General features: G+C 55.0%; 18 protein-coding genes and 1 pseudogene. 12 read left to right on the top strand and 7 right to left on the bottom strand.

What is annotated here, in order from left to right; all coding sequences use genetic code 11:
- Positions 1 to 90 precede the first annotated feature (90 nt).
- Positions 91 to 549 (top strand): annotated as a pseudogene (locus ACGYLY_RS25270) (IS5/IS1182 family transposase); the annotation flags it as partial.
- Positions 550 to 728: 179 nt separating this feature from the next.
- On the opposite strand, the gene ACGYLY_RS25265 reads toward ACGYLY_RS25270, so the two are convergent.
- Positions 729 to 1,184 carry a hypothetical protein gene (locus tag ACGYLY_RS25265; protein WP_395285528.1) on the bottom strand — a complete coding sequence of 152 codons (456 nt, stop codon included), beginning with the start codon at positions 1,182 to 1,184 and terminating at the stop codon, positions 729 to 731.
- A 279-nt stretch (positions 1,185 to 1,463) separates the two neighbouring features.
- Here ACGYLY_RS25265 and ACGYLY_RS25260 point away from each other — a divergent pair, with 279 nt between their 5' ends.
- From ACGYLY_RS25260 to ACGYLY_RS25245, 4 genes are all read left to right on the top strand, one after another.
- Positions 1,464 to 1,910, top strand: coding sequence for a VOC family protein (locus ACGYLY_RS25260; protein WP_395285527.1), 447 nt, complete (start codon positions 1,464 to 1,466; stop codon positions 1,908 to 1,910).
- A 442-nt stretch (positions 1,911 to 2,352) separates the two neighbouring features.
- Entirely contained in the window at positions 2,353 to 2,703 is a 351-nt protein-coding gene (locus ACGYLY_RS25255; protein ID WP_395285526.1) for an ArsR/SmtB family transcription factor, read from the top strand.
- Positions 2,687 to 3,190: an SRPBCC family protein gene (locus tag ACGYLY_RS25250; protein ID WP_395285525.1), complete on the top strand. Its 504-nt coding sequence runs from the start codon at positions 2,687 to 2,689 to the stop codon at positions 3,188 to 3,190. Before ACGYLY_RS25255 ends, ACGYLY_RS25250 begins: the two co-directional genes overlap by 17 nt.
- Positions 3,191 to 3,993: 803 nt before the next feature.
- Positions 3,994 to 5,682, top strand: a complete 1,689-nt coding sequence (locus ACGYLY_RS25245; protein ID WP_395285524.1) for an acyl-CoA synthetase — start codon at positions 3,994 to 3,996, stop codon at positions 5,680 to 5,682.
- Between the two features lie 126 nt (positions 5,683 to 5,808).
- Here ACGYLY_RS25245 and ACGYLY_RS25240 read toward each other — a convergent pair whose 3' ends face one another.
- Positions 5,809 to 6,702, bottom strand: a complete 894-nt coding sequence (locus ACGYLY_RS25240) for an SDR family oxidoreductase (RefSeq protein ID WP_395285523.1) — start codon at positions 6,700 to 6,702, stop codon at positions 5,809 to 5,811.
- Between the two features lie 286 nt (positions 6,703 to 6,988).
- Positions 6,989 to 8,128 (bottom strand): thiolase family protein, encoded by a 1,140-nt coding sequence (locus ACGYLY_RS25235; protein WP_395285522.1) that lies wholly within the window; start codon positions 8,126 to 8,128, stop codon positions 6,989 to 6,991.
- A 452-nt stretch (positions 8,129 to 8,580) separates the two neighbouring features.
- Between ACGYLY_RS25235 and ACGYLY_RS25230 the strand changes: the two genes are divergently transcribed.
- The 5 genes from ACGYLY_RS25230 to ACGYLY_RS25210 all read left to right on the top strand — a co-directional run bounded on the left by ACGYLY_RS25230 (position 8,581) and on the right by ACGYLY_RS25210 (position 15,380).
- Positions 8,581 to 10,665: a hydantoinase/oxoprolinase family protein gene (locus ACGYLY_RS25230; RefSeq protein ID WP_395285521.1), complete on the top strand. Its 2,085-nt coding sequence runs from the start codon at positions 8,581 to 8,583 to the stop codon at positions 10,663 to 10,665.
- Positions 10,666 to 10,667: 2 nt separating this feature from the next.
- A complete protein-coding gene (locus ACGYLY_RS25225) occupies positions 10,668 to 12,653 on the top strand; it encodes a hydantoinase B/oxoprolinase family protein (protein ID WP_395285520.1) in 1,986 nt (661 codons plus the stop codon).
- A gap of 2 nt (positions 12,654 to 12,655) precedes the next feature.
- Entirely contained in the window at positions 12,656 to 12,937 is a 282-nt protein-coding gene (locus ACGYLY_RS25220; protein ID WP_395291294.1) for an acetone carboxylase subunit gamma, read from the top strand.
- Positions 12,938 to 13,220: 283 nt separating this feature from the next.
- Entirely contained in the window at positions 13,221 to 14,021 is an 801-nt protein-coding gene (locus ACGYLY_RS25215) for an enoyl-CoA hydratase/isomerase family protein (protein WP_395285518.1), read from the top strand.
- A gap of 564 nt (positions 14,022 to 14,585) precedes the next feature.
- Positions 14,586 to 15,380, top strand: a complete 795-nt coding sequence (locus tag ACGYLY_RS25210) for an SDR family NAD(P)-dependent oxidoreductase (protein ID WP_395285517.1) — start codon at positions 14,586 to 14,588, stop codon at positions 15,378 to 15,380.
- A gap of 308 nt (positions 15,381 to 15,688) precedes the next feature.
- Here ACGYLY_RS25210 and ACGYLY_RS25205 read toward each other — a convergent pair whose 3' ends face one another.
- The 3 genes from ACGYLY_RS25205 to ACGYLY_RS25195 all read right to left on the bottom strand — a co-directional run bounded on the left by ACGYLY_RS25205 (position 15,689) and on the right by ACGYLY_RS25195 (position 19,937).
- A complete protein-coding gene (locus ACGYLY_RS25205; RefSeq protein WP_395285516.1) occupies positions 15,689 to 17,047 on the bottom strand; it encodes a short-chain fatty acid transporter in 1,359 nt (452 codons plus the stop codon).
- 122 nt (positions 17,048 to 17,169) lie between these two features.
- Complete coding sequence (locus tag ACGYLY_RS25200; protein WP_395285515.1) at positions 17,170 to 18,831, bottom strand: long-chain-fatty-acid--CoA ligase; 1,662 nt, start codon at positions 18,829 to 18,831, stop codon at positions 17,170 to 17,172.
- Between the two features lie 344 nt (positions 18,832 to 19,175).
- Positions 19,176 to 19,937 carry an IclR family transcriptional regulator gene (locus ACGYLY_RS25195; protein WP_395285514.1) on the bottom strand — a complete coding sequence of 254 codons (762 nt, stop codon included), beginning with the start codon at positions 19,935 to 19,937 and terminating at the stop codon, positions 19,176 to 19,178.
- Between the two features lie 483 nt (positions 19,938 to 20,420).
- Between ACGYLY_RS25195 and ACGYLY_RS25190 the strand changes: the two genes are divergently transcribed.
- Complete coding sequence (locus ACGYLY_RS25190; protein WP_395285513.1) at positions 20,421 to 20,642, top strand: hypothetical protein; 222 nt, start codon at positions 20,421 to 20,423, stop codon at positions 20,640 to 20,642.
- A gap of 800 nt (positions 20,643 to 21,442) precedes the next feature.
- Here the strand turns inward: ACGYLY_RS25190 and ACGYLY_RS25185 are convergent.
- Positions 21,443 to 22,084, bottom strand: a complete 642-nt coding sequence (locus ACGYLY_RS25185; protein ID WP_395285512.1) for a helix-turn-helix domain-containing protein — start codon at positions 22,082 to 22,084, stop codon at positions 21,443 to 21,445.
- Positions 22,085 to 22,169: 85 nt separating this feature from the next.
- Here ACGYLY_RS25185 and ACGYLY_RS25180 point away from each other — a divergent pair, with 85 nt between their 5' ends.
- Positions 22,170 to 23,501 (top strand): cytochrome P450, encoded by a 1,332-nt coding sequence (locus ACGYLY_RS25180; RefSeq protein WP_395285511.1) that lies wholly within the window; start codon positions 22,170 to 22,172, stop codon positions 23,499 to 23,501.
- The last annotated feature ends 266 nt before the right edge of the window (positions 23,502 to 23,767 follow it).

Below are 23,767 nucleotides of genomic sequence, written 5' to 3'. Positions count from 1 at the left end.
ACCTTACTGAGAAACACAACGAGTGAGTAGCGGAGGAGAGATGGATTCTCTCCCGGATCACACCTCCTTCGATTCGTTGAACGTGCTGTCGTGTTGACTCGCCGTGCCACGGTTCTCGTCAGGCTATTCTCGAAAGCGCTTCACGCTCCGCCAACACGTGGTTCTGCTCTGTCTGAAAGTGAAGAAGACGACCACGTACCGCGACTTCGGTGACGAACTCATCGAAATGCCACGCATCCGCGATGCCCTTGACTTGATTCCGGCACCCCCAATGCTCAGTAAGACATTCGACCGCCTGGAAATGGCTGTCTGGCGTGTCCTACTGAACATCTCACTCGCTGATCTACCCTTGAACGATATAACAGGGATCGATGCATCCGGATTTCAGCGCGCTCATGCCTCAGCTCACTACCGAAGCGAACGAACTTGACAACCCAACAGTTGAAGACGACCCTGTTAGTTGATACGGCAACCAACGCCGTTCCCGATATTCACGCGACGACGACATGTACGATCTCAAGTCCTAATGAACCTACGTTTGTTGACAAACTGGATCTTGGGCTCCCTCGAGGACGTGGTAGTACCACCCGATCCAACTCCATTTTCGATTGTAGTCAAAAATAGCTAATTTGTGTTTGCCATTATTGTGTATTCTGTGTAGGAGCCCGCCTAGGGAAATCCACTGAAGCGATACACAACATCACCGACATTCAAGTCTGTGATGGCTTTCACATTGTTTCAGTTCTACGTCCGCGTCGGGCCAATTCAAGGCCAACCGCTAACACGAGCACAATGCTTACGTGGTATGCAATATCCGGGACAGTACGTGGGCCAATGCCGATGATGATCGTGAAAATCCCGACGAGCGTTCCCAGTAATGCGAATGCTTGGACGATTATGGCAATTGTGAACATTGAACGTGAATGGGGCCAGGTTATCACAAAGCCACCGAGCAGAACCGTACCGATGACACTCTCGGCAATCATCGCCTCATGATGCTCATAGCCACTGATGAGCATCCCTGCATGAATTGTGGCGGCGAAGAAGAATGATGCAGCCTCCACCCCCAGCAATACGCGTATGATTCGTCTCAGCGGAAGCGCTGCGATACTTCGAACTTGGTTACGTAATCGTGTTCCTCTGTAATTCGATTCACTCTTTGATACTCCAGCAGGTGATTTCATACTCTAGAGGACGATAGCAGCCACGATGACTGTTTACTCGAACATGTTCGAACGAATCTTGAGGGTATGACGGCCCGTCTGTAGAAGTGATGACTCCAACGTCATGCGCGAACCGACCTACGTCCTGTGGTACAGAATACACAAAGACAAAACAGAGGGCAAATAGCGGGCATTCCATGCAACGAGGTCCGCCTCGCTTTGTTGTCTTCGGATTCGGTGTCGTTCTTGGACTCGTCGTTGCGAATAAAGTGGCAAATACAGGAGAGGCTTGATCGGACTATGACGATCAAGCAAATGGACAACATTCTCATCGTGGTCGAGGACCTCGAAGCTGCGAAGGCGTTCTTCACGGAACTCGGCATGGAGCTGGAAGACGAGACGCGCGTCGAGGGAGAGTGGGCGGGCCGCGTCGTGGGGCTCGAGAACGTCCAGAGCGACATCGCCATGATGCGGACCCCTGACGGCCACGGTCGTGTCGAGCTCTCGAGATTCATCACACCCGAAGCCATCCGTGACGGATCTGAGGAACCGGCAGTGAACAGCCTGGGGATCCGCCGCATCATGTTCACCGTCGACGATGTCGACGAAGTCCTCGACCGCCTTCGCTCCCACGGCGCCGAACTCGTGGGCGAAGTCGCCCAGTACGAAGACGTGTACCGCCTCTGCTTCGTGCGCGGACCCGAAGGCATCATCGTCGGGGTGGCCGAGGAACTCGACGGAGCCTAGCGGGTCGTCCCCATACGCTCTCGGCAGTTACCGTTTCGAGCCTGGACATTCCCAAGCCAACCCCCGAAGAAGACGCCGCTACAGGCGGAGGTATGAGCCTGGAGAACCTCGCCGGCGGACCGGTCGAACTGGAACGAAAGAGAATGGTAGAATCACCCGACGTGATGCGTCTACGATTTTGAGTCAAGACTGACACGGCAAACTAATAAGATTGGTACTCGATATGACACCGGAGGAATTCTTATACACAGATCCATTCAGGGGTCCCGGGGTTGTTCCACTTCTCTTTATAATTTCAGGTGGCGAAAGATACGCTCCATTTTGCAAAGAGAGAGCGTAATCACATTTATTTCTGACGAGAGCTGCTCTCTCCGCCTGAATCGTCGAAGGCATTTTGTTTAACCTATAGGTTTAATATCGAGCGCGCTGTACATTCAACCGGATGGTTGAACAACAGTCGAACGACCCGGATCTCGATGCAATTTTCAAAGCATTAACCCATCCGATCCGCCGAGGGATCCTCGAACAACTCGCCGATGGCCCCGAAAGCGTCGGTGAACTGGCCGAACCTCACGACGTCTCGCTGGCGGCAGTCTCCAAGCACTTGCATGTGTTGGAAGATGCGGGCTTGGTTGATATCGAGAAGGACGGCCGGGTTCGACGATGTCACCTTGATGCCGCGCCGCTGAGTGAAGCCTTTGGATGGCTAACCCGGTACCGCGTGCTCTGGGAAGACCGCTTCGACGCGTTGGCCGACCATCTGGAGCAAGAAGCCCATGAGAGACAACACTGATGACGGAACAAAACCGCGGGAAGAGGCCACCACAGATGAAGATCGAAGTATTACCGTCAATCGCGTGATCGAAGCCACACCAAAGAGAGTCTATAAAGCCTTTGTCGATCCCGACGAACTCGCCGCGTGGCTCCCGCCAGAGGGCTTCTCCTGTGAAGTTCACGAGTTCGACGCCACGGAGGGCGGCACCTTCCGCATGTCGTTCACTGCCGACATCGAGGAATTGGAACCATACGCTCACACGTTCCACGGGACTTACGAAGAACTATCCCCTGGCGAGCGGATCGTCTATACCGAGGAATTCGAGTCCGATGATCCAGGAATGGCCGGCGAGATGACGACCACGGTCACCTTCGAGAGGGTCTCTGACGGGACCGAAGTCACTGCTCACCAGGCAGGAATCCCTGAGAACATCCCGCCCCAAGACGCCAACGAAGGATGGAATGACTCCCTTGGAAACCTCGCGAACGTCGTTGAGGAGGCATAGCGCATAGATCTTATCGAGGGAACCGTGGGACCCTCACTTCCGCTTATCGAATTAAACGGTAGAAACTCGCCTAGAACTGCTCAAATGGAAATTTAAGAAAGCGAGCCTTGGCTGTTGAGAGCAGGAGAGAAAGATTATCGTTCGGTGGCGCAGAAACTATTTCGCGTCTATTCGGCCGATATATTTTAGTTCAATTAAATTTCCAGTGAGTTTATCGGATATCCACCAGCGTTTCAGATCCTCCTTTGGCAAGCAAGAATAAACCGTGAGCGACATGACACTGTAGCAATTGATGAGACACAGTATTGTTTTTATTGCACAATTCACACCTGCAAATTCCTTCTCAACGTATACTCCATCAGGCGAGATGGTCCCGATTCAGCGACTGCATTCCTCCACGAAACCACTGGGAAACATGATTGTAGGGACATGATTTCCTGGTCGATCAGTTCGGTACCACACTGCAATCCTTCTGATTGAATTGGACTGATTGATCTGATTGGCGACAAAGAACGAACCTGATCTAAAGAATATCTCACACACTCAAAATTCGCGTTGGCCACTTGAATACGTCATGGTGGTAATAGTCGCTTGAGTGTCAGGCAGGGAATTGACTATTCTGTGAACGACCATAATCAGAGTATACCACATTGATCGCTCAAGGAACACCTGTGAGAAGGTACAGAGCTAGACAGTACCAAATAATTATTGCGATGTGTGAGAATACCACAGATGATGCTGTGTCAGATCGGGCGTAATATTAGTGGAACGGTTACCGAAGTCACCGCGTTCACGGAGGAACGATGACTGTTGGAGATTACCCAGAAAGCCGGATCGAAGCTTACCACTTCTACGAGCAGGAGTGGGAAAGCTATGAGGAGCTTCGATCCGGCTTTGAGTGGGATGTCCCGGACCAAGTAAACATGGCGGAGTACGTCTGTGACCGCCATGCAAGCCGGAAGAACGAAGTCGCGCTCTTCTACGAAGACGAGAAGGACAATGAAGGGTCGTACACGTTCTGGCAGTTGAAACAGCGGACGAACCAGCTCGCGAACTACCTCTCTGAGTGGGGGCTCAACGTCAGCGACCGCGTCGCTGTCTGCGTCCCACAGAAGCCGGAGACAGTAATCGGGCACGTCGGAATCTGGAAAATTGGCGGCGTCTCCGTTCCACTCTCCACGCTCTTTGGGCCGGATGCCCTTCGATACCGCCTCGCCGACAGTGAAACGAGAGTAATCGTCGCGGACGCCTGCAATCTCGAAAACGTCCGCGAGGTCAAGGGGGAACTCGACATGCTCGAGAAAGTCCTCGTCGTTGGTGATGTTGACGACCTTGAAGCCGACGAGACGCGACTCTGGGACGCGATACAGGGCAGCGATCGTTCCTTCGAAATCGTAGAGACAGAAGCCGAGGATGATGCAGTGATCCCGTATACGAGCGGGACAACGGGCGACCCGAAGGGCGTCGTTTACCCTCATCGCGTGATCTTCGGACACCTCCCCGGGTTCATCTGCAACTTTACCAACGCGGACCTCAGAACGGACGACGTGTTCTGGCATCCGACTGGCTGGGCGTGGGTTGGCTCGTTCTTCGATCTCGTGCTACCCGCACTCTACTACGGGAAGCCCGTGCTCGCATACGAGAATTACAGCTCCTTCGACCCCGAGAAACCCTTTGAACTCGTAGAGCGCTACGGGCTCACCTGTCTCTACATCCCCCCGACCGCGCTCCGTATGATGATGAATAGTGTTGACAAGCCTACGGAGCGATACACCCTTGACTCTGTCCGCGTCCTTGGGAGCGGCGGAGAGGCCGTCGGGAAGACGCTCCCCGAGTGGGCGGACGACGTATTCGGCGCGACGATTCACGAGGCCTACGGTCAGACTGAGGGGACAATCCTGTTCGGGAACTGCTCGCGGTACTTCGAGTACCGCCAAAACATTGGGAAGCCGATGCCTGGATTCGACGCCGACGTCCTCGACCCGAGAGACCACAGTCCGGTACCCGACGGCGAAATCGGTGAGATAGCCGTGATTACTGACAACCCGACAATCTTCAAAGGTTATCTCGGGAAGCCCGAGAAGACTCGGGAGAAGTTCGCGGGCGACTACATGCTCACCGAGGACCTCGGCGTGCGCGACGAGGACGGCTACTTCGACTACAAGAGCCGGAAGGACGACGTTATCATCTCCGCAGGCTACCGAATCGGTCCGGAGGAAGTCGAGGACGTTCTCTCAAAGCACGACGCCGTTGCAGACGCTGGAATCATCGGCGTTCCCGACGAGGAGCGTGGAAGCACCCTCAAGGCCTTCGTCACGCTCAACGAGGGATACACTGGGTCCGACTCCCTCGCCGCCGACATCGGGGACTTCGTCAAGGACCGTCTCGCGAAGTACGAGTATCCTCGGGAGGTCGAATTCATCGACGAACTCCCGAAGACTGCGACGGGGAAGATTCGCCGGAAGACACTCGATGAACGAGAGAATCTCTAACCTTTTCGCCCCCCTTCTGCGCTGTATCTCCTATTTCTTCATGGGTTCTGTTAGTGGGGTACGAATAATGCTATCTCGTGGGTTGGACCGTACTCTCGTCGGAGACAATTCCGACTGGGAACCGAGTTACCAGCCAGCAGTCATCCGCGTTGTTTCGTAGTCTTCGGTGAGTTCTCCCCACCGGTCGCGAATCTCTTGAGCTGTCCAGGCACCGCTTGTGCCGACGTCTTTGGAGAGCGAACGTTCACGTTCCGGGTCGGTGACGAACGATATCTGTCCTCCGCCAGTGCCGATAGTACAGCCCGTCACATCCGCGGCGTCGTCACTGGCAAGGAACACTGGAGCGGCAGCTACGTGCTGAGGCCCCATCTCCTCCTTGTTCTCCATCTGTGGAAGCCCTTCAGTCATCCGTGTCAACGCGGTTGGCCACAACGCGTTCACGCGAACGTCGTACTGGTGTAGCTCTCGCGCCGACGTGCGCATCAATCCCAGAATGCCGGCTTTCGCTGCCGAGTAATTGGCCTGTCCAGGGTTGCCAGCTGCGACACCGCTGGAGACGCACAAAAACGATCGCTGGGTGTCAAACCCGTTACCCTGTTTGTACTCGGACCGCCAGTGAACGGCCGCGTTGCGTAACAACGAGAAGTGGCCCTTCAAATGGACATCCACGACTGTCTCGAAGTCTTCCTCGTCCATGTTGAAGATCATCGTGTCCCGGAGGATCCCTGCGAAGTTCGCGATGCTATCGACGGATCCGTATTCGTCGACTGTCTCCTCGATGAGTCGACTGGTGTAGTCCAGGTCGGTGACGTCTCCGAAGTGGGTCGTCGCCTCACCGCCGGCATCCTCGATACGTCGGACTGTCCCTCTTGCCGGTCGCTCGTCGGTTCCCTCCCCTGAGAGATCGACACCGAGATCGTTCACGACGACCGTGGCACCGTGGTTCGCCATTTCGACCGCTGTTTCTTCCCCGAGACCGTGGCCAGCGCCACAGACTACGCAGACTTTGCCATCAAGCATACTTCGATTTGGATCATTTACTATTTATATGTAGTGGATTCCACAAATACGCCCGCAACATGAGCAGATAGGGTCGTCTCACGCGACTGGGTGGCCGAACGATGCTCTCGCGACGTCTGAGGATGCTCGATGGACGATTGGACCGGAGCGGTCGCGTTCCCGCGGTCGAACCAGATACGCCTTGCTCTATCGGTCGAGAAGCTGGCAGTCGCTGGCTAAGAGAACCCTAGACGAACGCGAACTGGAACGATACTGATTCCGCGGCGACGAGACTCCCAATGACGCTTTAGAGGGAGAACTCGATGGCGGCGCCCTGTCCGAAGCCGACGCATTCAGTCGCGATTCCGCGTCGGACGCCGCGCCGGTTCATTTCGTGGACCAGCGTCACCGGGAGACGCGCGCCAGAGGCACCGAGTGGGTGACCGATCGCGATCGCGCCGCCGTTGACGTTAAGCCGATCGTCCGGGATACCGAGTTCTCGCTGCGAGTACAACGTCTGACTGGCGAACGCTTCGTTGATCTCGAAGAGCCCGTAATCGTCGATGTCGCGGTCGGCGCGTTCGAGCAATCCCTCCGTCGCTGGGACGGGCCCGACGCCCATGATTGTGGGATCGACGCCCGCGACATAGCTAGTGCCGACCTCCGCGAGAACGTCAAGTCCGTATTCATCAGCGAACGCGTGGCTGGTCAGGAGGAGACCGGCCGCCCCGTCGGCGATCTGTGATGCGTTTCCGGGCGTCACAGACCCGTCGTCCGTGAATACCGACGGGAGCTCGGCTAGTTTCTCCACTGTCGTACTCGGGCGGAGGCCTTCGTCCCTGTCGTGGACGCCATCGCCAGTCTCGAGGGGAACGATTTCGTCGTCGAACCATCCCTCTTCGGTCGCTCGGACCGCGCGTTGTTGGCTGCGAGCCGCATATTCGTCCTGCGCTTCGCGGGAGACGTCGAACTCCTCGGCGACCTTCTCCGCGGTCATGCCCATCTGCAGATTCTCCATCCCGTACACCTCATCGAGTTCGGGGTGCAGATCATCGCTGACGGCACCGCTCATCTTCACCCGACTCATGCTCTCAACGCCACCGGCGAAAACGGCTGTCTGACGGCCGGCAGCGATCGAGTCAGCGGCAGTGATGATCGCCTGTGCCGAAGATGCACACTGGCGGTCAATCGTCGTCGCCGGAACCGCCTCGCCGAGATCCGAGAACAGTGCAATCTGACGAGCGATGTTCGTTTGTTGTTCGTCGCGTTGCTGAGCACACCCCCATACGAGGTCGTCGATCCGGTCGCCGTCGAGCCCCGTGTCCTCCAGCATTGCGTTCACCAGGGGAATCGATAGATCCTCGCTGCGGGTTCCCGCGAGAGCACCTCCTTCCTTCCCTTGAGCGGTACGCTTAGCAGTGACGATCACCGGCGTTATTTCTGTCACGTCTATCGCATACCCTCACTGAAGTTTAACATTTGTGGTATCAGGCCTGTTTACGTCGATCCGGTAGACTGATCTGCCGGTCCGATCCGTCTATCGCTTGGTCACGGGGATATCCTGTGAGTACAGCGGAGTGGAGTCGAATTCGGGCGTCATCGACGTGGCATCCATTCTCCATTAGAGAATCATATTGCCGGGGATTGTATGATTGTTTACACTAGTCTTTACAGAACTAAGAATGTAATTCCCATTTCCAGAAGGCGAAAATCGCTGGATTCGATACGAGATCCCGGATATTCTCCGTTAGAGAATTGTTACCACGCCGGGTCGCGATTCAGCATCCCAAGGATAGAATATGGCGACTATCGACGCAGGAGAAGAAACGTTTATTGTTGATTGGTTGCCTTGTTAACTCGGATCGTATGAGAGGCAATAGCAACGTTGATTTAGACATAGTGTGCTCAGTGGACGTCGGCGGGACGTTCACCGATTCCGTACTCATCGACGAAGAGGGGAGAGTAACGACAGCGAAAGCGCCGTCAACCGACGATGTCGTCAGCGGATTCTTCAATAGCTTGGAGACGGCGGCAACAAAGATCGATCTGGAGTTAGATGAGTTATTCGACCAAACCATCCGCGTGTCTCACGGGACGACCGTCTCGACGAATATGATCGTCGAGGGCGCAGGAGCGAAAACCGGTCTGATAACGACGCAGGGACACGAAGACGAGATCAAGATCATGCGCGGGAACGGGAAAGTGACGAACGAGCCCCCGGAGAATGTGTTCCGTGTCACGCAGTTGGAGAAACCGGATCCGATCGTTCCGCAGTCTCTCGTCTGGGGCATCCCGGAACGGGTCGACGCGCACGGCCAGCAAGTCGTCGAGTTAGACGAGGAAGCCGCACGGGAAGCCGTCAGGTCTCTCGTTGATGAGGGCGTCGAAGCAATCGCAGTCTCGTTTCTCTGGGCGTTCCGTAACGCCGAGCACGAACAGAGACTAGGAGAGATAATCCAAGAGGAGGCACCGGATGTCTACGTTTCCTGTTCGCATGAAGTGTCTTCGACGCTAGGCGAATACGAACGAACCGTCGCGACCTGTATCAACTCGATGGTCGGTCCGGGGACGGCAGACTACCTTGGTGACCTCGAAGAGAAACTCGACGAACGGTTCCAGTTCGATGACCCGTTTCTCCTGATGCAGTGTAACGGTGGGACGGTACCTGGCCATCAGGCTTCCGACTCGCCGATCATGCTCATCGGCTCCGGGCCGGTCGGCGGTATACGCGCCAGTGCCCGTCTGGTCGAGGAAATCGAATCCGAGAATGTAATCGCGACTGACATGGGAGGGACGAGTTTCGAAGTTGGCCTGATCCAAGACGGTGATCCGCTCGTACAGAACCAGACCGTCATCGAGAGCTATCCGTACAACATTTCGAAACTCGATATCGAGTCGATCGGTGCCGGCGGCGGGAGCATCGCTCACGTGGACGAGTACAGCAATAGCCTCCGGGTCGGTCCGGAGAGCGCTGGCGCGAACCCCGGCCCCGCATGTTACCGTCGCGGTGGAGAACACCCCACAGTTACCGATGCCGATCTGCTCTTGGGATACATAGACCCTGACGCTCGGATTGGCGAACACATCACTCCCAGCAAGGAACACGCTCACGAGGCGATGGAGAGACTCGCCGACAAACTAGGCCTCAGCGTCAATCAGACCGCTCGCGGGATTTACGACGTCGTAAATACGAAGATGGCAAACCTCATGGAAAACAAGATCATCGGACAGGGATACGATCCCCGTGATTTCAGTCTCATCTCCTACGGTGGCGCAGGGCCGATCCACGCCGCGTCGTACTCGGGAGAACTCGGCGTCGAATCCGTACTCGTTCCCGGGGACATCTCACCGGTCTGGTCGGCGTACGGTATCTCCCAGTCGGACATTCGGTACGCGCTGGAGGAAGAAGTCGTTATGTTGGCACCGTTCGACCCGGAGGGGATACAGGCAGTGTTCGACGGGATGGAATCACGAAGCCGTGAACTCCTTGCAGAGAGCGGTATCGACGAGGAGGTCGCCGAATTCGATCGCATGGCCAAGATGCGCTACGAGGATCAGGTCCACGAACTCAACGTGGCGATCCCCTCCGGCCGCATCAACGAGGACACCGTCGAGACGATTATCGATCGGTTCGAGAACCAGTACGAACAGCGTTACTCGGCGGCAGCGCGGCTTCCCGAAGCCCGTCCAGAGATCGTCAGCCTCTCGCTAGAACCGATCGGACGGGTCGCCAAATTCGATCGACAGTCCTTCGATTCGGAGTCGGCTGCTCCTGATACGGACGCTGAGCTCTCCCCGCGGTCAGTGTTCCTATCCGAGAAACAGCCCGAGAGAGAAGTTACCGTCTACGATGGCACGAGGCTCCGCCCCGGAAACACTATGAGTGGCCCGGTGATTATCGACTTGGATAACACATCGATCGTCGCTCACGAGGGGCAGAAAGTAACGGTCAGCAAATACAACGACTTCGAAATCACACTATAACAATGGCATCAAGACAGTTCGAGGACTGGAACGGAACGGATCTGCCGTACGTCCCGTCCAACGTCACGGTTCCGGACGAGGTAACGCTTGACGAGGAGTACGACGAGGATATCGACCCGATAACGCACGAGGTTATCAGACACTCGTTGTGGAACGCGAACGAGGAGCACGGCAGCACCATCGAAAATCTCGCCGTCTCCCCCATCACGCTGGAGACTCGGGACTTCCAAACGGGTATCCTGACGGAGAACGCGGAGTTCGTCTTCTTCGGGCCGTACTTGCAGTACTTCGCGGGAACGATGGATCTCATCGCCAACTGGATTCTGGAAAACCGTGGCGCTGAACCCGGCATTGACGAAGGGGACGTCTTCCTCAGTAACGACTGCTGGGTGGGTTCGCCTCATCAGCCCGACGTTGCACTGATGGCGCCGGTGTTCAACGACGGAGAGCTGTTCTGCTGGGTGAGTAACCTCATGCACCAGAACGACGTCGGCGGTACCGTCGCCGGGAGCTTCTGCCCCAACGCGGTCGACACTTACTGGGATCCTCCGATGTTTCCGCCGACGAAGATCGTCGACGGCGGGGATATCGTTACGGAGACGGAAGCGATCTATCGCCGTCAGTCACGGACTCCGAGACAGCTATCGATGGACCTCAGGGCGGGTATCGCCGGGATCAACACCGCCCGAGAGCGGATCGGGACGCTCATCGAGAAGTACGGAGCCAGCGCCGTCAAGGGGACGATGCGGAAGATTATCGACAGCGGTGAGCAGGCGTTCAAAGACGACATCCTCTCGGCGATCCCCGACGGTGAGTGGTCGGAACGCGTCTATCAGGAACGGGCGATCACCGGTGATAATGGTGTGTATCCGGTGGAACTCACCGTGCGGAAAGAAGGTGATCAGCTCACCTTCACGAACGAGGGAACGCACGATCAGGTCGGCTCCATCAACCAGCCGTTCCCCGGATGGCGCGGATCCATCATCGCCGTTGCGAACCTCCTCATGCAGCCCGAGCAGATGGGAGCGACGGGCGGGATGATGAAATCGCTGAACTTCGAGCCGGTGCCGGGAACCATCTCCTGTCCCGAGTTCGGCGCGGCCGTCAGCCCCGCGGGAATCTACGCGAACGAACTCGGGGTCGGCCTGGCGAACGCCGTCATCTCGAAGATGCTGCTGAGTGCCGAGGACGAAGCGCTACGCGAACAGGCGGTCTCGACGACGCAGCCGCAGTGGCATCTCGTCATCGGCGAGGGTGAGAATCAGCGCGGCGACTACTACGTCGCGCCGATGCTCGACGGGCTCGTTTCTTCGACCGGCGCGAGACTGAATCAGGACGGGGCCTTCGCCGCGGGCCAGTTCTGGATTCCAGAGGGAGTAGGTCCCAATGTCGAGTATTACGAGCGCGAATGGCCGATTCTGTACCTGTATCGGTCGGAGCATCGAGACACGGCGGGAGCCGGTAAACGCCGCGGCGGTAACGGCGGTCGCCTCGCGTTCACACTCCACCAGGGATCGATGGACCTCGGCGTCTACACGACCGAAGGCGTCCCGAAAGGGCCGGGTATCTTCGGTGGTCTCCCCAGCAGTCGCGGTGAGACGCGAGTGGTTCACGACTCCGACGTGAACGAACAGTTCGAAGCAGGGAAGATCGCGAGCGAGTTCGACGAACTCGCCGGTGAAAGGGAACTGACCGTCGGGAAAGGGCCGGCGATAAGCCTCGACGACGACTCCGTCACCGAGTGGTGGTGGGGGTCGTGCGCCGGTCTCGGTGATCCGATCCTCCGCGAACCGGATCGAGTCGCGGAGGACGTTGCCAACGGAACGATCAGCAAAGCCCATGCTCGCGAGACCTACGGAGTCGTCCTCACAGATGACGATGCGGTGGACGAGCCCGGTACTGAGGCTAAGAGACAGGAGATTCGAGACGACCGTCTCGAACGGGCACAAACCGCGGACGAACTTGGTATCCCCGAGGAGGTGCAATGACGATGAAGATCGGCGATCAGTTCACCGTCGAAGACGGTGTCGTCACCTGCGGATTCTGTTCCGCAGAGCTTGGTGCCAACACGGAGAACGTCAAACGGAACCTAGCTATCGAACAGGTCAGCGTCGAGGAGGCCGGTCCCCACTACGAGGACCCGTCGCGTTACGTCGATCAGGAAATGGTGTTCCGAAAGTTCTACTGCCCGAAGTGTGCTACGATGCTCACTAACGAGGTTGCGCGTCCGGAGGACCCGGTCCACGACGAGGTCACGCTCCTCGAAAGCTGAGTGACTGCTATCGTCAACCGTGGCAGCAACGTCAAAGTCTACGACCTGCTGCCCGAGGAGTATCGCAGGTGTGGCCCAAGACATCGAATTTGTCGACGAGGACGCGAAGACGACGGCCGGCACGTTCTCGAAGAAAGACCTTCGCGACCGGTATACGGACGTCGAAAACGCGAGGTCGGAGGAATAATCGGTCCACAACGATAAACAATGGACTGCATCACGATAATTACCAACAGCTGATACACGAAACCCAAATTGACAAACGATTATTAACCCAACAACCATGGACAATTCAAACTACACTAACATATACGTCGAGCGCGAAGGTTCACTTGCAACGATCTTCGTCAGCCGTACTGCGGTGAGAAATGCGGTCGATTTAGGGACGATTCGCGAACTAGTCGATGTCTTCGAGGCACTCGACGGAGACGATTCAGTTCGCGTGATCGTATTGACCGGAGATGGGGAACAGGCGTTCATCGGCGGCGGAGATATCAAGCAGTTTCAGGGCCAGTCCGGAATCTGGTTTCAGCGGGAGTTTCGAACAGCGACCCGAGATCTGGAACGAGCAATCGAGGAGTCGACGAAGCCGGTCCTAGCAGCGGTAAACGGAGACGCGCTGGGTGGTGGCACCGAGATCGCCATGATGTGTGACATGATACTCGCGACCGAATCCGCGAGGTTCGGCTTTCCCGAAATCGGATTGGGCATTATTCCGAACGCGGGGGGCACCCAGCGTCTCACGCATCTCGTCGGATTCCTGAAAGCGAAGGAGTTGATTCTGACGGGACGTTACATCCCAGCGGCGGAGGCTGAAGATATCGGACTCATCAACGATACGATTCCCGACCAAAAGTTCAAGGGCAAAGTCGACGAGGTCGCCGCGGAACTCGCTGCCGGCCCACCTCTCGCGCAGTGGTTTGGGAAGCGCGCCGTGAACGCCACTCGTCCGAATCTGGACGTCGGGCTAGCGCTAGAGGCGTCGCTGGCGGGGAAGCTGTACGATACAAGTGACAAAGAGGAAGGCATGAACGCGTTCCTCGAGAAGCGAGAACCGTCGTTCGACGGGAAGGAGAGTGACTGAGAGACGCATGATACCGTTCCGGTCATATATGGGAGAAATGCTGTAGCGATTCGATCAGTTCTGAACTGATGTCTCAAAATATACTCGGAAGGTTCCGTAGAAAGGGCCTTTCCGATATCATCACAGGGATTGTCAGAAATCAGTGCCGGTACGGCCTCGTTTAGCTCTTCCTCAACGGGTGCGGTCGTCGAACGATCGATGCGAATTCGAGTGATCGAACTAGTGTTGTTCAAAATCATCGCTGAACACTCGACCGACTGCCCACCCATGAATTGCGGAAGTGGTCGATGGGAACTCTAAGCGCTTCGAACTCTCAATCATCCGGGAGAGGGTAGACGGCCATGATGCGTTTACGAGATTTTGTGTTGTGATAGTTCGCGCTGCCGAACGCACCAACCCTAAAATACCCGCTTTCGCTACGGAATACTCGGAGAAGAATACGACCCCTCTGTAAGACCGTTTTCGCTCGGGACATTGCAAGGAGTGAGATGGAGAACCAACAAACTGAGTACGGGCGACCGAGGATCGATAGAGTGATGCCCCGTGCATTTGTCGTACTCCACGATGCATGATTCGGACTTCAGCGTAGCGGGCGATACCGCTATCGTTACCGGCGCGAGTCAGGGAATCGGCCGATCCATCGCGGAGACGCTCGCAGCGGGCGGTGCAAATGTCGCCATCTGCTCGCGCGCTAGCGAACGAATCGATCCCGTTGCCGACGCGATTAACAAGGCGAAGGGTGGGGACGCCCTCGCCGTCGAATGCAACGTCCGCGAGCGTGACGATGTCGAGGCGTTTGTCGAGACCACAGTTGAGGAGTTCGGGGGGTGCGACATCCTCGTCAATAACGCCGGCGGCGAGTTCGTTGCGTCCTTCGAGGATATCTCGTCAAACGGCTGGAACGCCATCATGGACCTAAACCTGAACGGGACGGTTCACTGTATGCAGGTCGCCGGGGAAGTGATGCGCAGAACCGATGGCGGCCGTATCGTCAACCTCGCCAGTATCAATGGCCAGCACGCCGCGCCAGGAGAGAGCCACTACGGCGCGGCGAAAGCAGCTATTATTCATCTGACGGAGACGGTCGCCGTCGAGTGGGCGAACGCGGGGATTCGGGTCAACTGCGTCGCGCCTGGGCTCATTCAGACTCCCGGCGTCGCTGAAACGCTCGGTATCGAGAGCGAGGACATGCCGCCCCGCGAGCAAGTTGATCGTCGTATCGGCTACGGGGAGGACGTCGCAGACGTGGTACGGTTTCTCGTCACCCCTGCCGCGTCGTTCGTGACCGGCGAGACGGTGACAGTCAAAGGCGTTCCGAGACCTGGCAACTCGATGGAGGACGACCTCAATCTGGAGTAGGACCCCGTTGACGACCCGCTCGGTATCCGGTTGCACGTTCAAATCAAACTCACAAAACGATACGATCGGAGCGAAACGTGGGATCATATTAGTAGATTGTAGATAGGAGATAACCCTGGTGGAGAAGGGGAATTGGACGACCAGTGCTCCGATCAATCGAGGGGGACTCCCATTACGGATCTTTCTAGGTAGGCAGGCCAATCAGTGCAACGCGCTTTCTAGCGCTGTTTCGTAAGCAACCCCGCCCCAATCCTACTCCGAGAACGTCAGAGACCGATAAGAATCGTCAGAAATTGAAAATCCGAATGTTATATGAGTCCAAGCAGTGGGAAGAGCAGCGTGAGGCTGCCGACAACCAATCCGTAACCGATCATTGCCATAATGACGTATCCCCATATGTCTCGCACGTTTAGCCCGGCGATCCCGAGAACAGGCAGTGCCCAGAATGGATTGAGCAAGTTCGTCCACACGTCACCAACAGTGTAAGCCGTCACGATCGCGGAATGTGGCACACCGAGATTCGCTGCAACGGGGTGTATGATTTCAGCGGTGACGATGTATTGGCCGCCGCCCGAGGGCACGAATACATTAATAATACCCGACATTAACCAAACGAAAAAAGGGTAGGTTTCCGCCGACGATACTGACGTGATAGAACTGATGAGAATGCCTGCAAGTCCAGTTCCGATCAGAATTCCTTGAATCCCGCCGTAGAACGGAAATTGGAGAATCACTTGTCCACAACGCGTTGCGCCGTCCGTTATCGCATCGGCATAACTGACTACATTTCCATGGAGAGCGATACCTACCGTGAGAAATATCAGATTCAGGCTGTTGAGCCCTAACATTCCGAACAGGCCTTCGGATTGTATTTGCCATATCGACATCGCCCCTCCGAGCATCACAATACTGCTGTTAAATACTTTGGAGTTGTTGAAACGCATAGCAGGTGATGAAATGTCCAGATGGCTCCCGTATTCCGGAACTAGATCGTCCACTTTTCCGTCAGGAATTGGTTCCGTGTTTTCTTGGGTCGGATAGGTGAAGTAAACGATCAGTAGGAGACAAAAAAAGGCGCCCCAGATCATCGCTACGTGGAACGGACTAAAAATCGTCTCGCTAAGCGGGATCACTCCGATCATATCCTCCATGAAGTGACCCGATGTACTCACCAGTAGTGGTGCAGTCTGTGATATTGAATCGCCAGCACCGATCACGCCCGCGGAATACGCTATTGCAACTGTAAAGCCGAAATCAACGTCATCTCGTTCCTTGCATAGGAAGATCGCATACAGTGCCACGGAGACTAATCCAAGCCCCCAATGGACGAGCGCAATTGCAAACCCAAAAATAGCGACGGAAAGATACGATTGCAGTGGCGTGTTTGGAATTCGAACGAGCTTATTTATGCCATTTCTTACCACAGGAGCAGTAGCAATCCCGTATCCTGTAACAATGATAACCGTGAGTTGCATTGCGAATTCGAGGAAACCCCAGAATTCGCTGTACCATTCTCTCACAACACCAAATGGACCAGTAGGGGTCATCAGTACCGCTGCGATATATGCAACGACTGTTAGAACTATAGCAAAAACGAACGAGTGAGGCATGTACTTTTCTACACCGACGCTCAACTGTTCAGCCATCCGCCTGAGTACGTTTGTCACACTGTGAACTCACATACATACATAATAAAGGTAACGTTCTTTCAGGACGTACCAAGCCGAGCAGTGGTGAAGACGGGCGAAGCTATGTTCAAATAGTGAGAGCTCGCATCTACTCAGATGGTTTAAGCTCCGCCACCGGGAGCATTCTCGCGGACTCGGGTCCGGAGATCGTCGTCGACGTACTGTTCCTTCAGTTCGAGCTTCGAGAACTTGCCCGTCGAACCCTTCGGGACTTCATCGATGAATTCGATCTCGTCCGGAACCCACCAGGACAGGAACTCCTCCGCAATGTGCTCGCGGAGCCTTGCGCGCAGTTCGGTACGATCCTCGACGCTATCGGCAGTGACGACAAACGCCACCGGACGCTCGTCCCAATTCGGATGTTCGACCGGCACAACTGCGGCTTCCTCGATCAGTTCATGCCCCATGAGCCGGTTTTCGATCTCCACGCTCGAGATCCACTCTCCACCACTCTTCACGAGGTCGTCCAGCCGATCGACGACATCGGTGTATCCATCCTTCGTTACGCGTGCCACGTCACCCGTTCTGAGCCAGCCATCATCGGTGATCGTCTTCTTGGTCTTCTCGGGTGCGTTGAAATACTCCGTGGCGACCCAGGGGCCCTTCATCCAGACTTCCCCGAGCGACTCTCCATCCCATGGGACTTCTTCGCCAGTCTCATTATCGACGACTTTTATCTGTACTCCTGGAGCCGGGAGACCTGCGTGAGCGCGGATTTCGGTCCGCTCCTCACCTTCGAGATCGGTTTTGTCGGGAAGTAACTCCGCGGTATGAGTGACTGGAGTTGTTTCGGTCATTCCGTACCCTCCCACAACCTCGATTCCGAGTTTCTTCTGGTACCCGTCAATGAGTTCCTTCGGTGTGGCCGAGCCACCTGAGAATAAGTATTCGACAGAGGAGAGGTCTAGATTGGTCTCCTCGGCGTACTGGAGTAGGCCTCTCCAGACCGTCGGGACTGCCGCACTCTTGGTAACTGACTCCTCTTCAATGAGCGCAGCGAGGTCCTCCGTTTCAGGGTTCGGCCCCGGAAGTACCTGTTTTGACCCAGCTGCGAGTGTCGCAAACGGTCGGCCCCATCCAGAGACGTGGAACATCGGAACGGTCGTCAATTCGACGTCGTGGGAGGTGAAGCCGATCTCACCCGCCAGTAACGACAACGTGTGTCCCCAGTACATTTTGTGGCTGTACTCAACGCCTTTGGGCTTCCCGGTCGTTCCGGAGGTATAACACATTCCGGCCGCCTGGTCCTCGTTGACGTCAGGAAACTCATAGTCCGGATCGCCGTCAGCGATGAACGATTCGTAGTCGGTGATAGGAGCGAGGTCCGTCTCGGGAACCGTCTCGCCCATGACGATGAACTGCTCTACGCTTGCAAACGACTCCTCGTCGTATGCCCCCTCCAGCGTCTCGAGGACCGTCGGATCGACGAAAAGTAGTTTGTCCTCGGCATCCGATACTATATGCCGAATGTGGGAATCCGGCAGGAGGATGTTAATCATATGTAGTTGTGCGCCCTGACAGGGAACGCCATAGTACAACTCGTGATGCCAATGGTTGTTCCAAGCAAACGACGCGATTCGGTCCTCGTTGCCATATCCTTGTCGGTCGAGGACACTCGCAAGTTTCCGGACCCGATTTCCGTATTCGCCATACGTGTAGCGGTGAATACCGTTGTGTGTCCGAGAAACGATCTCTCGGTTGGTGAACACGTTCTCAGCTCGCCAGAGGAAGGTGTGTAACGTCATGTCGTTACTATCTAGCATAGGAGAGTTACTATAAGACCAGTCGCAATAAATGTACTGTCGTCGCCGGCTAGTCCGAAAATTAGATCCATAAATGGGGAGCGAGCAGGCCGAAGCGGCGTTCCGAATTCAAGAAGAAAATCGACGTATTCACTGGAGACCCTTCGACGAGTTCGAATTCGAACGAAGAACGAGTCCTGAATAGATGAGCGCTACAACCACTTTACGGAAGTCAGTGAGAACAGGTGTTGTAACCCGGAGAGTTCTTATCAAAGAACCGTCAGTAAAGTGGTAGTAGACTGGGGACGCAATGCACTACGTACGGTAATCGCCGACGGATCAAGATCGATAGGGTCTACGGTCGTTCACTCTCCCCCGTAAACTAAATCGAGATGGATATCGTTCGCGTGGGCTTCCAGGAGGTCAGGAAGTTCGGTCTCGAGGAACTCACCGGTCACGCGGTGGGATGGCCCGTATACTCCGATGGCAGCGACAACCTCCCCGGCCTCCCCAATGATAGGAACGCCGACCCCTCTGAGTCCTTCGATGCACTCTCCTCGGTTGAAAGCAACTCCACACTCTCGGATTTTCGCGAGTTCCTCGAACAGTTTGCCCTCCTCCGTGATGGTTCTGTTAGTTCGCGAAACTAACCCATGTTCAGAGATTATCTTCTCGACTCGTTCCGGCGGATAATGCGCGAGTATCGCCTTCCCCGGTGCACAATAATGAAGTTTCGTGATTCTCCCTTCGGTACAGGGTTGATTCGTGTTGTAGTTCTTGCGCCCGAAGACGTAGTAGCCGAACCCGTTCTGTTCGACCATTATTGATGCCACTTCCCCGGTTTCCGAAGCGATTTCTCGCAGTTTCTGTTTTGCCTTTCTACAAATAGGGTTCTGATGCTTCGCATATCTACCGAGCTGGATGTATCGCATCCCGATATCGTAGTTGTTACCTCGTTTGACGACGTATCCCTCGTTCTTAAGCGTGGTGAGATGACTGTGGATAGAGCTTTCCGTCATATCCAAATAATCACTTAATTCGCTAATCCGTGCCCCTTTGAGTTCGGTTACCGCCTCGATTATATCTAGACTCCGTTTGACCGACCCGACCGTTTTTTGTGTGCTCATGCTCCATAACACAGCATATGTCATCATAAACATCAGGGAACCCATTCACGTTACGATGCGCTCAACCGAGATTCTAAACGGAGGAAATGGGTAGTATCTCGATCAGTTTCGGATCCTAACCTAAAATATACTAAGCGGGCCCGTAGAAAGAGTCCGTTCCAACATCGTCCCAGTTTTTTGGATAATCAATGCCGACTGGGTTTAGTTTAGCCCGTCTTCGACGGGTGTTCGTCGTCGAGTGATCGATGTGGTTCTTGATGGCGATAGTAATGCACTAGCTGTTCAAACCACCACTGGACACCCGACCAATTGCCTACCCATAATCTATGGGAGCAGTCGACCCGAATTCGAGCGTGTGAAACCATTTTTCGATCTGGTTTTGAACAGACACACGTGTCAATCGATCAGCCTGGTTCGAAAGAGAGTGGTCCGATAGTTAAAACCATTCGAAAGATACGGCGTTCATAAGATCGTGTTTCTCGGTTGGTCTGGACGGGAATGCAGCCGATGATTCAGTGCTTTGCTAATCAAAAGCGACAACGTCGAGAGGCAGCTTCTTTCGACATCTTTGCAGCAAACATCCAAGACTACTCGCCGTTGATTTTGTCAGCTGTTTCGCCCGCCGCGACCCGTATCGGCGGCATCGACGGCAAACCGGGAACGTTGCCAGCCAACCGATGCCTCACAGAAAATCACCTGATGTGATCGTTCTACGCCGAAGAGACGGAAGTTTCTTTCGCCTCTACGATCGAACACCGATCCACCCACGTTTCTCTATTCGAGGGTCCTTGTCTCGATCCTCACTGTGCGGTTCTTTGTTGAGTATGAGCATCGAAACCGATTGTCCGTTTAAATGTCTGAATGGAGAAGACGAAATTCCTTCGGGGTCATTTTGCATTGTTCTCCCTCCGATAGTGGATTAAGAGATTAGAACGTTCACGCATCAGTTTGAATGGTAGGCCCGGGGTAGTTGCACTTCCGATTAGAAAGTGAGTCGCACACCACCACTTCCTGTGTATTTTCCGGCTACAACTCGTCTACTGCACGAAAACAGCGATTTAGAAGTTCATAAATCGTATAACGATACATGAAACCACAGACACAGAAGATGAGACTACATAGGTAATAACAGTCCCAGAATGCACTATTTGGGACAATCACCCCCTCGACAAATGTCGCAAACTGAACCACAGATGCCATCTCTAGTCACTCTTTTAACCATTGGACGAATCAAAGACGATTCGAACCAGAGCCGCCGCTGCTCACCCGGCGTTCGTCGTTCTGAAACAGTGTTCCTAGCCGATTCCAGTCCGTTTCAGCAGCGTGAGCACTGTGTTTGCCGTCACAATCGGTGATCCGTCGTATTCGCCGGTCACTTCGAACTGCACCAGCAGATCAACAGCACGCCGAGAGTTGGATGTGGACGTTACGATTTTTATATTGACGATGAAATCAAATAACCGCAGAAACGTATTAGTGAAAAGCATCGACTTCCGAGACCAAGATTACGTGAATACCTCCTTCACAAGGCGTTTCTCGGCTTTCTGTAGATGCTCTCCAACTGTACTGGGTGCACAACCGAGTACGTCGGCAATCTCTTCATGGCTCGTTTCACTCGGCCGTTCGTAGTACCCGAAATCGTAGGCGACTTTTAGAACCTCGCGCTGCCGCTGGGTCAGTGACTGACCACGGTGGATGCCATTTCGGTAGGTGCCGACTTCACAGACGGTAGCATCAAATATCGATGGAAGTGTTTTGATAGCGCAGGAGAGGTCAGATTGTGCGCCCACGACGGTGAGTTCGACGCTGTCAGGATAGAATGTCACCGGAAGAAGGACAATGAGGCTGTCTTTCGTAAACCGCTCTCGGAGCAATCTAACCTCAAGCGGAGCATGAAATTGGACGTAGACATACACAACCTCCGTATCGGAACCTGAGATTTCCCACGCAAGAACATCAGGATCAGCCTTGAGAACCTGTCGAACCGTCTTCTCAGGTCCCGTAATCGAGAGCGTGTACGTCGGCGTATCGGTATCGAGAACGCCACCAGCCAACAGATGTACGGCTTCAATACCGTCAGCTGCGGCGAGATTTGTGATTGACGTTTCGGATTCAGGAATCCCAATCCGAGCCCGGATATACTCCATTTAGGATCATATTTTCTTGATAGTATATAAACACCCAGTTGCAACCGGCAGTAAGTCCTCTGGAATTCTGACCCAACATAGAACCATGAGCGGGTCAATTCCCACGGCTGGTCAACTCCCACTGCTCGGAAGTGCACTTGAGATCGGACAAAATCCATTTCAATTTCTCGAAGAAGCACCAAAAACGTATGGCCGCGTATTTCGCGTCTCGATTCCCGGGCTATCGTTCGTCTGTTTTGCCGATGCCGGCCTCGTGAAACGAGTGCTCGTTGAGAAATCAGACCGGTATCAAAAAGATCCTCGTGAACTCAACGACCTTGGTAAGCTACTAGGAGATGGATTGCTCACTGCGTCTGGCGAAAATTGGGAACGCGGTCGTAAGCACGTCCAGCCTGCATTTTATCCAGGCAAGCTCACCACCTATGCGCTCGATATGCGTGAGCAAACACAACACCAACTCAGCGACTGGAAAGACGGCCAGCGAATCAACGCGCATACCATAGCGACGCAGCTCACGCTATCCATCATCGCGACGACGATGTTTGGTGCTGACGGTATTGAAGAAACAGATGTGATTACCACCGCTGCAGATGCTATCACAGAGCGGTTCAAACCATCGAAACTGCCCATGGAACTCCCACTTTGGGTGCCGACACCGACGAATCGCCGGTATCAGCGTGCAACCGATGATCTCGACGACGTCATTGACGAAATCCTCCGGCGACGACGAGAGTCAGAAAACACAACGAGTACCGATGAACGGACTGATCTCTGTTCGACGTTACTGTCGGCCGAAGAAGCAGGGTCGCTTTCAGATACTGAAATCCGTGATCACCTTGTGACGATGCTGTTCGCTGGCCACGAAACGACTGCGATCGGGCTGACATACGCTCTCGGATTGTTGGCGACCAATCCTGAGCAACAAGAGAGGGTGATCAACGAAGTTCGAAAGCCCGAGAGTCTTTCACCGCAAACGAATCTTCCATACACTGACCGTGTAATCCGTGAAACCCTCCGACTGTATCCACCTGCATATACACTCTTTCGCCAAACAGTGACCGCAGATACAGTTGCCGGGTACGATATCCCGGCGGGAACTCGGGTTGTCCTCCCTCAGTGGGCGATCCATCGCAGCGAGCGCTACTATGACGATCCACATGAATTTCAACCCGATCGCTGGACGGAGATGTCCGAGACACACCCGGAGTTCGCGTACTTCCCGTTCGGAGGTGGTGAGCGGCAGTGTATCGGGCGTCGGTTTGCACTCCTCGAACTACGCCTCACGCTTGCGACACTGCTCCGATCGGTGCGATTTGAAGCAACATCTGATACAGAGTTGTCGCCAACCCCTGCGCTCACATGCCGTCCGAGTGAACCGGTATGGTTACGAATACGGCGGAAACAAATAGGTGAGTAGGGTCATGGTGATAAGAATTGGTTGGAGGCTGTCGAGTCGATTTTCTATGCATTGAGAGCAGCGGTCTCGACTTCTGCGCTTCGTGGCGAGTTCAGTATCCCATCGAAAGAGCCATACCAACACCGGTTTGTCCTCACAACTCAACATGCAGAGGAATGGTTGCGAACACACGCGTCCAGTCAGAACGAGACGCAGTCGAAACACGGCGTGACGCGATAGATCACCTCGTCGATCGAGTGGAGGGCCTTGCGCCCGGGGCGACGTCA

It is taken from the genome of Haladaptatus sp. CMAA 1909, from assembly GCF_043952005.1.
In the GTDB taxonomy this organism is placed as follows: domain Archaea; phylum Halobacteriota; class Halobacteria; order Halobacteriales; family Haladaptataceae; genus Haladaptatus.
The sequence above is the reverse complement of the archived record's forward strand: the minus strand, read 5'-3'. Positions and strand labels throughout refer to the sequence as shown.